8 protein-coding genes are annotated in these 11,379 nt (G+C 53.3%); 1 reads left to right on the top strand and 7 read right to left on the bottom strand.

The genetic code is table 11. The features are described 5' to 3' along the window. Positions 1-65: 65 nt before the first annotated feature. Positions 66-782: a hypothetical protein gene (locus tag H144_RS0115875; protein WP_019943072.1), complete on the top strand. Its 717-nt coding sequence runs from the start codon at positions 66-68 to the stop codon at positions 780-782. 67 nt (positions 783-849) lie between these two features. Here the strand turns inward: H144_RS0115875 and H144_RS0115870 are convergent, their stop codons facing one another. The 7 genes from H144_RS0115870 to H144_RS0115840 all read right to left on the bottom strand — a co-directional run bounded on the left by H144_RS0115870 (position 850) and on the right by H144_RS0115840 (position 11,374). After that, positions 850-2,601 (bottom strand): RagB/SusD family nutrient uptake outer membrane protein, encoded by a 1,752-nt coding sequence (locus H144_RS0115870; protein WP_019943071.1) that lies wholly within the window; start codon positions 2,599-2,601, stop codon positions 850-852. A gap of 21 nt (positions 2,602-2,622) precedes the next feature. Beyond that, entirely contained in the window at positions 2,623-5,700 is a 3,078-nt protein-coding gene (locus tag H144_RS0115865; protein WP_019943070.1) for a SusC/RagA family TonB-linked outer membrane protein, read from the bottom strand. A 344-nt stretch (positions 5,701-6,044) separates the two neighbouring features. After that, positions 6,045-7,067, bottom strand: coding sequence for an FAD:protein FMN transferase (locus tag H144_RS0115860; protein ID WP_019943069.1), 1,023 nt, complete (start codon positions 7,065-7,067; stop codon positions 6,045-6,047). Beyond that, positions 7,067-8,287, bottom strand: a complete 1,221-nt coding sequence (locus H144_RS0115855; RefSeq protein WP_026350733.1) for a Gfo/Idh/MocA family protein — start codon at positions 8,285-8,287, stop codon at positions 7,067-7,069. Before H144_RS0115855 ends, H144_RS0115860 begins: the two co-directional genes overlap by 1 nt. Positions 8,288-8,439: 152 nt before the next feature. Further along, entirely contained in the window at positions 8,440-9,819 is a 1,380-nt protein-coding gene (locus H144_RS34600; RefSeq protein WP_019943067.1) for a hypothetical protein, read from the bottom strand. After that, positions 9,806-10,390, bottom strand: coding sequence for an RNA polymerase sigma factor (locus tag H144_RS0115845; protein WP_019943066.1), 585 nt, complete (start codon positions 10,388-10,390; stop codon positions 9,806-9,808). The genes H144_RS34600 and H144_RS0115845 overlap by 14 nt, the downstream gene beginning before the upstream one ends. A 51-nt stretch (positions 10,391-10,441) precedes the next feature. Next, complete coding sequence (locus H144_RS0115840; protein ID WP_019943065.1) at positions 10,442-11,374, bottom strand: hypothetical protein; 933 nt, start codon at positions 11,372-11,374, stop codon at positions 10,442-10,444. Positions 11,375-11,379 lie beyond the last annotated feature (5 nt).

The following is an 11,379-nucleotide window of genomic DNA, read 5'->3' as shown; positions in this document are numbered from 1 at the left end:
TATGAATTGGTTTAAAAGATAAATTGTAACCGTTATAATACACTCACCTGATATCCTGCCCCTTCATGAAACAAATCTTACTTGCCGCAGCAGCATTCATCCTGCTGTTTTCCTGTAAAAAAGACGAAAATCCAACCCCTGCACCAGACCAGGGCTTCGAAATGCAGCACCCCGACTGGTACATTCTCCGTGCGCCCGACAACCGGGAAATACAGGCGGTTTACGGCGATATCGACGGCACATTGCTCATTACCGACCGTTTCCGCATTTACTATACCAACGACCGCGGCAAAACCTGGAACCAGGCCGACTACAATACCGGCATCGGGCTGGCCGGCTTCACTTCGCGCAACGACACGCTGTTTGTGCTCGATACCGAAACCAGCACTACCGCCGATCCCGGCAACAGGTACGCGTCACGGCCCTACTATTTTAGCGTCGACGGCGGCATTAAATGGCAAAAGCTGGCGCGTTCGGCTGATTATCTGGACATGAAAAAGCCCATCAACTTCGCGCATTCCGGCAACGGTATCCGTTTTTCCATCGATAAAGTGTACGATTCCTTCGGCAATTCCGAGGATCTCGGCGTCAAATCGGAAAGCGGGCGGCGAATAGGACTTCCGTGGAAGCATCAGCTAAGCAGCGTGTATTTCGACGGTAAGTCTCGCCTGCATATTACGGCTTCGGCCCCGCTCTGCGACAAAAACGGCAAAGTGGATTTTTGCGGCGACAAAGATTACCGCGGTACGCTTTATATTTCAAAAAAACCGGTCGACTATTGATCCATCACAAACCGCAAAAAGGGGTACTGCATTGAGCAGCACCCCTTTTTTTGTATTCAAAAACATCCTATTCAATCTTCGTCAGCGGCGGCACGTTCCTGTCGGCGCCGTCGTAACCGACATTCTGGTTGATCACCCCTTTTGTATTGGCCGTGATCACCAGCGAGGGAATCGGCCACAATGCGTGGAATGGCGCCATATTCGCCGTGTTACCCAGCAGCTGGATCTTCTTCTCGTAGGTATTGTTATAGCGCATCACCCGGTCGAAGTAATAGTTCTTTTCGCTGAAATTGCTCAGGCTATATCCATTCAGTCCGGCTTTGGCCATGATGTACGAAATACGCACCAGCTCCGAATGCCGCGGTTCCTCGGCAAAAAGCTCGCGGGCGCGCTCGTGCAGGATAAAATCGATCGTCACTTCGCCGGCCGAAACGGGTAATGCTTTGGCCCTTGTCCGCACTTTATTAATATCGTCGGCCGCCAACGCGAGCTGGTTTTTCCAGAAGTAGGCCTCTGCGCGGAGCAGGTACGTTTCGGCGAGGCGGAAAATGTACCAGTCGCCATTGCCGCCCATCGGCGTGGCTTTCGGGTCGTCCTGCGGATTGTACATGATGTAATGCGGCATCGCGTACACGTGCTTGAACGTATCCACCTGCGCTGCGAGGAATTTGGTATTAATGGGCTTACCGAAATCGACGGAAGCGGGGTTGTTGTATTTCAATTCGTGGATATCGACCCAGTTGATATCGGCGCGGCGCAGATCGGTGGTATTGCGCCATGTAGCGCCTTTATAAGCCCAGATATCGTATTGAAAATAGCCCGTGAGCCGGATATTCGCATTGCCCCGGCCGAGCGAATCGTACATCGGGCCGCTCGCCACCATTCCCGGCTTGCCCTGGCTGTCGAGTACCTGCGGCTGAAACCACTGGCAGTTGTAAAGCCGCATCGTGTACAAGCCTACGGACCGTGCCGCCGGCGGCGCTTCGTAGCGGTCGATGGCCGCCAGGATCGTCTCCGTATTCTGCGCAATGCTGAAATTCTTCGCGCGGTGCAGGTCCCAGATCAGGTTACGGTTCGCCTTCGCGGCATCCACGCCGAAACGGTTGTTCATCAAAGCATACGGGCCGTTAATGACTTTGTTGGCTGCCTCGATGGCCTTGTCGTATTCCAGGTTCGCGAGGTAAATTTTTGCCAGCAAATGGTTTGCTGCGCCTTTGGTGATGACGCCGGACTTAGCCGCTACCGGCAGCCGTTCCGCGGCAAACTCCACGTCTGTTTTTATTTTTTCCAGAATCGTCCACCGGCTGTGGGTCTGGAAATCGAGTTTGGCCTCCTGTATTTCCCCGCTCAGAAACGGCACGTCCCCATACGAATTGACAAGCCGGTAATACCAGTACGCCCGGTGCCAGAGCGCTTCCGCCAGGATCGCGTTCCGCTCCGCATCGGATGCCCATTTAATATCGTCAATTCTGGTAATGAGCACATTACAGTTCTTGATCGACGAATACATGACCGTAAACATCGCCAGGAAGCGATAATATTGGTCGGTATTGGGCGTAAGGTTGTAAAAATCCAGCTGCGACCAGGGCGAGGCCAGGTCCGACGCGGCGAACTCCATCGTGAGGTTCGGCATCGTGCCGGTGCTCTCGTTTTTGAGGTCCTTCCGCATGGTGATGAGCAGCGCCTCCATCCCCGCTTTGTCTACGAACACGTTTTCCGGACTGAAAAACGACAGCGGCTCGGGTTTCAGCCAATCCTTGTCGCAGGCTGTCTGGCAGAGCAGCAATGCAAACAGTATGAGGTATTTAAATATTTTCATAATGCAGTTGTTAATGACAGATTACAATGAGAGGTTCAAACCGACCGTGAAGTTTTTCGGCATCGGCACATTGTTGCCGTCGCTATCCCAGGCTTCGGGGTCCCAGCCCGGCCATTTCGTGAACGTGAGCAGGTTTCGAGCCGACGCAAAAACGCGCATATTATTCACTTTCAGCTTTTTAGCAATACCGGAAGGGACCGAATAGCCCACATTCACATCCTGCACACGCAGGAACGACAGCTTTTTATACACCTTGATACCGCCCCCGAACACATTGGTATTGGTGTTCAGGCGGGCATAGTCGTTTGTCGGGTTCTCGGGTGTCCAATAGGGAAAGTCGTTGGTATTGCGGCGGTCGTACGTATCCGAGCCGCCTGTGCGCAGACCTTCCGCGAATGGCGCCATATGGCCCAGTTCGCTGCGCAAGAACACGCTGGCGGTGAAGTTTTTGAAGAATGTAAACTCATTGCGCAACCCAATACGGAAGCGAGGCTGGCGGTAGCCGATAAACTGCTTGTCCATCAATGCCTCGTATTTGCCGTTGCCGTCCACGTCCACGGCCTTGAAATCGCCGGGCTGCAATTTGTACACGGCGGCGGCATCCTTCTCGGCGGTTTGCCAGATACCCGTCACATTGTAATTCCACACCCGGTCGATCGCCTGGCCGGGGAACCATTCGTTGGAATAGTCGGGCAGCTCGGAGCGCACGGTTTTGCCGTCGACGGTTTCTTCCTTGTAATCGCCGAATAGCCGCTTGATTTTGTTTCGGTTAAATGAAAAGACAAGCCCGCTCCGCCAGGAGAAATTGGCAGACTCCCTGTTTACGGTATTGATCGTCATTTCAAAACCCTTATTGCCCAGCAAGCCGAGGTTTGTCGTAATGTCTTTAAAACCTGTGATTTCGGGCAAAAGGCGCTTCATAAGCAGGTCTGTGGTGGTCATATCGTAATATTCCAGGCTCATGTCGATCCGGTTTTTAAGCAGGCTCAGGTCGATCCCGAGGTTGATCGACTTCGTTTTTTCCCAAACCAGGTTGGGGTTCGCGAGCGAGGTGTTGTACACGCCCACCTGCACATTGGTACCATCGTAGTACATGGCCGAAAGCAGCTGCGCCAATGCGGAATAGGCACCGATATCGCGGTTACCATTCACGCCCCAGGAAGCCCGCACCTTCATCTGGCTCACGAAGTCGAGGTTAAAAAACTTTTCTTCCGAAATCTTCCAGGCAATGGCCGCCGCCGGGAAGACCGCCCGCGGCTGCTTGGTACCGAATGCCGAAAAACCGTCGCGGCGGACCGATGCCGTGATCAGGTATTTGTCAAACAGGGTGTAGTTTAGCCGCGCCATCGCCGCGTCGCCGGTAATCTGCGAGTCGTTCGTCTCCATCGCCGGGCTCGTTCCGTATTGCAATCCGTGGAAGCCCAGGTTCTCGTTTGGTACAAAACCCTGGTTCGCGATTTTGGAATACCAGCCCCGGTTGCGCTCGGCGCTGTACAGCAACGTCACGTCGAACTGGTGAATGCCAAACTGCTTATTCCAGTGGAGAAGGTTATCAAGAATGTACTCGTACGTGGAAGCGTCCGCACGTGTGCCATACCCGCCCGAACGCGTGGAGCCGCCATCGAGCGTGTTGGACGACCAGAAATTGTAGTCCTTCGAAGCCTCATAGCGTGGCTGAAAAGACATTTTGTAGTCAAACCCAAACGGCAGTTTGATCTTCCCATACAGCGACGCGAAGAGTGTATTTACCTTCTTCATGCGCTCCTGGCCATAATAATTGATCAGCGGGTTGGCGACGGCGAAGCTGTTGGGGTACCACATTACATCGCCATTCGCATCGAACACCGAACCATAGGGGCTCATGATGAACATCTGGGCGAGGTTGGCGGGCACAGTGCTCTCGTCGCGGTCGGCAAACTGGCTGTTTACACCCACATTGAGCCAGTCGGTTACCTTGAAATCGACATTGAGGCGCGAGCGGATGGTCGAAAACTGGTCGCCGCGCAGGATTCCTTCGTTTTTCTGATAGCCCAATGACCAGTAGTAGGTCACATTCTGCGAGCCGCCGCCGATGCTCACGTCGTAGTTCTGGCGGAGGCCGGTGCGGATCACTTCCTTGTACCAGTCTACCGTTTTCCCGGCGAGGTAATTTTCGGTTTCAATGGGAAAAAAGCGAAGGCGGCTCAGCCATTCCTGGGTATTGTCGGCCTGGGGATTGTTACTCGCAGTACGCCATTGTTCCAACGAAACGCCCGCCGGTAACGCACCCGGATTGTCATAATAAAAAGCCGGACGGTCAGGATTGGTCGCACGCAGGAGGTCACGGCGGAAGCTCAGGTAGCCGTCCTTATCGAATGGCTTGAAATCGTTCGTCGTCTGCGCTGTACCCACATTCGCCGACACGTTGATCACCGGCTTGCCCGTCGCGCCCTTTTTGGTCGTAATCAAAATCACGCCGCCTGCCGCACGCGCGCCGAACACCGCCGCCGAACTCGCGTCTTTCAGGATGTCCATCGTTTCAATGTCGGCCGGGTTGATGTCGGAAATGCTTCCGTTGAAAATCACGCCGTCCATGACCACCATCGGGCTCGAATTGGCCGTCAGCGACTTGGGGCCCCGTATTTGCAACGAACTGCCTCCTGCCGCCGACGTCGCCTGGTTGGCATTGAAGCCCGCCACTGTGCCGGTGAGCATGTCGGTGAGCTGCGTCATGGGCTGGTTTTTGAATGTTTTAGCATCAATGCGGATGACGGCACCGGTGAGGTCGCTCTTTTTCATCGTACCGTACCCTACTACCACGAGTTCGTCGAGCGCATTGGTGCTGGGCTGCAATGCGATCTCGATCATCGACTGGTTCCCCACGGCCACTTCCTTCATCAGGTAACCTACATAACTGAATGTCAGCACATCCGACGGGCTCGCCTGGACGGCGTACTTGCCATCGGCGTCGGTGGTGGTGCCTCGCTGGGTGCCTTTCACGACGACGGTCACGCCGGGGAGGCCCTGTTTTGTGAGGCTGTCGGAGATGACGCCCGTCACGTCTTTGAGATTTTGCCCGTACAGCCATACCGGGCTGAGCCATGCGAAGAGAACCAGCATTCGGGCCCATGGGTGGGTTGGTAGTTTTACATGCATAAAGATGTTGGTTAGGAATTGAGAAACAGATTTCCCGGGGACAGATCGGCCAAAATCCGGACATAGCAAATCTTTCCTCGCAATGCGGCTGCGAAGTAGTTTATGATGCATTTTCAGCGTCAGGCAGTATTTAATTTTGGCTTATAACAATGTTACGAGGAATTTAATAGCTATCCATAACATTCACCAGAAATAGTACCGATAACGTTCTCGAAACGAAGAAGGTAGGTGTTCAATGTTGCCCGCGTACTGGCGTGAAGCGCTGCTTCATGCCCGATATTAGCAGGCCTCCGGCCGGTCGATGACGGTCAACGCACCAGATACTTCCCGAAACCGGCCGACGCCGTATCCGCCACGGTGCCATCAGAGCGCCGGTAAATGAGATACGCCTGCAATTCCGGGTGGGCACGGAGTATTCCGAATGCCCCATCGACGCCTGCGGCGAGTAACGCGTTATCGAAGCCGTCGGCGGTGATCGCGTCAGGGGCAACGACTGTGGCGCTGACAACCTCTCGCTGGACGGGGAAGCCGGTTTTCGGATCGATGATGTGCGATAGGCGCAAGCCGCCCTGCTCGCGGAACTTGCGGTAGCTGCCTGATGTGGTAACCGCCCCGTCGCCGATGCTGATCACCGCGCGGATCTCCGGCGCATCGAATTCGGTAGCGGAAGGTGTTTCAATGCCAATCGACATCCTTTCCTTGCCCGGATATTTGTGTCCTTTCGTACGGATCTCCCCTCCTACCTCGACGATGTAATTCCTTACGCCGCGCGCTTCCAGGAAATTAGCCACGACATCCACCGAGTATCCCTGCGCAATGCCGTTCACATCGATCTGAATGCAGGGATTGTTTTTAACCAGTTTTCCGCCAAAAATTTGCAGCTTGTCCGAACCGACGCATGGCATAATCGCGTGAATGGCAGCGCTATCGGGTAATTGATCGGACCCTTTCGTACCAAATCCCCACGCACGCACGAGCGGGAACACGGTCATATCGAACAGTCCGCCGGTTTGCTCATAAATTTCCATCGATCGCCACACGACATTCGTCAGGTGCTTATCCATCACAACGCCTTCCTGAGACGCGTTGAATGCGTCGATCAGCGAGCCCGGCTGGTAAATGGACAGCGAGTTGTCAAGGCTTTTGAAAATGCTGTCCGTCTGCGTTTGCGAAACGGCCGGGCGTTCGGCATAGTAGGTAATAGCATACGTCGTGCCCTGCGCGCGTCCGCTGATGCGGAATGTTTTCAGGGCGGCTCCGGGCCGGGATGCAAGGGTAAAAAGGCATATTGCCGCTGCGGCAAGCCAGAAGGAATATGCCTTTCTGTTCATCAGGCGGAGTATTCGGGTTTCCAATATTGTACTTTTTCGGTATCGGCAGCCGCATTGCCCATATGGATCGCAATGGAGCCGTCCCGCCCGGTTTCGACGTTCGAAACGGGTTCTTTTTTGTTTCTGACACATTCCGCGAAATCTTTCAGCGCGAAAACCGTCGGTTCAAGTTCTGCTTCGCCCGGCTTGCCGAATTTCACTTCCGCACCTTTGCCCTGCGTGGTAACGGCAATGGTAGCGCCGGTGACCCCGTCCACCGTGCCTTTTGCATTGTTGATGGTTTCGGGATAAATAAGCGCCTTGTCGCGCAGGATTTCGACTGTGGCCTTGTCGCCCAGAATACGGATACTGTACCCGTTATAGGCATTCGAAAGCACGGAAGTGACGCTGGCCTTCACACCATTGGGATAGTCGTATACGGTGCGGATGTTGTCGTACGTATCGCGCCCGTCTTTCCAATAGTTTATGCCGCCCAGGCCGACCACCTTCACGGGACGACTGTCCGTCAGGTAGTTGACCACATCTATCTCGTGTGCGCATAGTTCCGACAGCGGACCTCCGCAGTATTCGCGGTACATGCGCCAATTGATCGCCCGCTCCATCTTAGGATCTTTTACGGGAAAACGCCAGTTGGAATTACGGTTATACTGGCATTCGAAATGCGTGATCTTGCCGAGCCAGTTTTCCTTCATAATCTCTTTCACGCGATGATACAAACCATAATACCGGTATTGGTAACCGATCTGGAACACGAGTCCTGACGCTTTCACCTTTTTCACGAGGTCGATCGCCTGCGGAATGTCGTAGGTCATCGATTTTTCGAGGTAAATGTGCTTTCCGGCTTGCAATGCGGCTACGGCCATCGGGTAATGCAGGTACAATGGCGTTGCAATCACCACAGCGTCGATCGACTTGTCATCGAGCAATTTCCGGTAATCGGTGTAGCCTTTGGCGGTTTTGGAAGCCAAACTTAACCCTTTTTGCAGATTTTCGGGAATAATGTCGCAGCAGGCTACGAGGTCGTAGTCCGGCATTTCGCGGATGAGCGTGGCCAGGCCGGCGCCGCGCGAACCGGTACCGATGAGGCCCAGGCGGATTTTATCAGCCGGGCCGATGGTTTTTCCAAAAAGGGGCGTGAATGCCGTCGAAAGGCCGGCTCCTGCCATGGCGGCGAGACCGGTAGCAATGAAATCTCTCCTGGAAGCAACTGATTTTGTCATGATCTGAATGGGTTAAGGAATAGTTACGGGCACGTGCCCGTAAATGTATATATTTTTTATCGGATTGAAAATGAATAGGACACACAAAAAGTACGGACATAAAAAAGTCCCGGCAGTGTGTGCTACCGGGACTCTACCTGCTGATGGGCAGCTCAGGGTCGCACGAAGCGAAGCCCCGCGGAAATTCCCACGCGGTATGGCTGATAGTAGAACGGGTTTGCGATGCCTTTGACCTTTACCGGGCTGAACTCGGCGTAGGGCCCTATGCTGAATGCGGTATGCCGGCTCACGGCGAATTGTTTGCCTAATCCCAGGTTCACCCACGCGAGGCTCTGGCTGCTGTTCAGATCATGCGAATACTCGGCCCCGAGTGCCGCGTAAAACCGGCTGACAGGCGAATGTCCCCAGCGCAACTGGCGGGAAATACCCAGGCCGAGCATCGAAAAGCGGCGGTTTTCCTCCATCCGGTCGCCCTGGCGGACGGTATGGTACTGGCCTTTGTCGTCGGGCTTGACGAGATAATTATTGTTGGCGATTTCATACGAATAGGTCTGCCTGAAACCACTGTAATGCAATTGCAGCTGAATGCCACGGCGCTCAACCCCGGCGCTAAACTTGTAGCCTATTGACCGTGAGGTAAATAGCGTCGGAAAATTGAAATTCTGAAAATCCGTCGCTGCGAACGACGGTACTGTCAGGATCTGGTACGAATGCAGCACCGACGCATTGACGAGCCACGCCACCTTCGCCGGGTTGGTTACAATGCGTTTCACGGGTTTGAAGCGGGGCGCCACGACGCCGCGCATATGCAATGGGACCGGCGCTTCCTTCAATGCGATCGCGTCCAGTTCTTCCAGGGGCATTTCCGTCATCGCCGAATCCGCGTGCGTTGCTGTTTCCGCGGCGATCGTCCCCGGCAAATGTGCCGTCACATAGTCAGTTTCGTCCGGCAGTAACGCCTGCTGCACTCCATTGGCACGGCGGTTGCCATTCCAGCGGCTTACAGTTGTGTGCGAAACGGCATGTAGCTGACGTGATTCCGCTTCCGGACTATCCCTCAGGCCTGTCGCAAAAACTCCCTTTTCTTTGCTAACCTTCATACGGTTCAATACGACCGCAGCGCCCTGAGCATTTCTCCTGGCTGCTACGGCAGTTACACCTGCATTTGCCTCCGCCGCATTGCCGTTAGTACCGGAAATCTCTTCGTTAACAGGTTGTGTCGAAGATTTTTTACCAGAAGGCTCCGCATCGACCGACGGCACTTTGGCTACTGCCACATCGGCACCCACGGTATTTTTTGCCTCTCCCGCAGCCAGGTGCTCGCCATCGAAATGGCGGGTGAGCAGCAGGCCGGATATGGTTATAAGCACCAATGCGCCTGAAAACCACCAATATCTGAACGTCCTCGCGGGCTTCACACGTGTACGGATGCGATCGAGCGCGCCGGGTTTGGGCTGCTCTTCATAGTCATCAAACTTGCGTTTGAGGACGTCGCGCAGTGCTTCGTTAAATTTGTCCTCAGAAGTTCTCATGATGCACTATTCCTTTTTTTTCGAGTTTTTTCATTAGCAGGTTACGTCCTCTCATAAACTGCGACCGCGCCGTAGCATCGGACATGGACAGCATTTCACCAATTTCGGTGTGTGTGTAGCCGTCGATCAGGTGCATATTGATCACCGTACGGTACTTGTCGGGTAATTCGTTGATCATGTCAAGCAGGTCGCGGACGTTCATCTGGTCGATAATGCGCACATAATCGTCCGATTCGACATGCCATTCGACGTTTTCGATCGAGCCGTGCATTTCTTCGTGGCGGGTGGTGCGGTTGTAATAGTTGATGGCCGTCCGGATGACCGTCGTTTTCACCCAGCTATCCGCCGCCTCGGGCTCTTGCAGGTTGCCGATATTGTTAAAAATCTTCACAAACGCATCCTGAAAAATATCGTCGGCTTCGGCCACGGTTTTGGCGTAACGCCGGCAGATACCGGTCATTCTGGCTTTGTACCGTTCATAGAATACGGTCTGCGCCCTCGGGTCCAGCTTCTGACAGGCTTTCACGAGGCTGGCGAGGCTATCGTATTTGTTGGAACGGAAGAATTTCATCAGGGGAACGGCGGTTCAGGAACTTGTTTAAACTTAGTAAAAACCTATTTTTTATATGTCACGTACAAAGAATTTTTTATTAATGACATTGAAATCCTTATCAAAATATATTTCACATTCCGAAGTAATCCCTTTTCTCACCTTGATATAATAGCTCGTCAGGCCCTGCACGTTGTTGACCACTTTCCAAACATATTCATAACCTACGAGTTCGGGCATGCCTTCCAGATACGCCGTGATCGGTGGGGGTATAGAGTCAAGATTTGAGTTATTCGGTGCAGCGGGGTGCGAAAATGCCAGACTGCTCCATCTGAGTTTTCCATTGTCGTCGAACAGCATAGTAATGGTTTCCATCCGGTCGGTATTCTTCTGACGTCCCATGACGTAATATTTCCGGGAATCATCCATTCGCACCCAGGTGTAGCCCACCGTAAACTCAAGATTGGGAATTTTTTGTAATGAATCTTTTACAAAAACAGGCAAATCATTGACTTCATAGGTCGTAATCCTGTAAATGGATGGATCAAATGTAGCAGCCCCAGGGCCGCCCGTTGCGCCTAACCCTGTCCATTCAAATGAATAATCCTCACCTTTGTAATTGTAAATCAATTTATTAGGAGTAGTTGTCGCGTAGTATGAAGTGGTGTACCCCGAGAGTTTGCCTCCGCCGAAGGCACTTCTGTTGACCATCTCCGGCAACGGCGACGGGATGTCATTCGGCAATATTTTAAATGTCTCCCACATTTTTCCATAGTCTACCAATGAGGAATATCTTTCGGCATCGGATTTCAGTTTTACCTCCCAGATCTTATCCGCCAGGATCGGCTTAAAAACCAGCTCCTCGGCTTTAGGGAACTTGGCCTTGACCACTTTTACCGCTATCTCGGGTATCTCCGTTCCCGGATCGACAGGACGCAGGTCATTCAGGTTGTTGCAACCGGAAAGCATCATGGCAAGAACGAGTATCAAAGCGAGGGCCTTCATAATTC

This window comes from Dyadobacter beijingensis DSM 21582 (assembly GCF_000382205.1).
In the GTDB taxonomy this organism is placed as follows: domain Bacteria; phylum Bacteroidota; class Bacteroidia; order Cytophagales; family Spirosomataceae; genus Dyadobacter; species Dyadobacter beijingensis.
The sequence above is the reverse complement of the archived record's forward strand: the minus strand, read 5'-3'. Positions and strand labels throughout refer to the sequence as shown.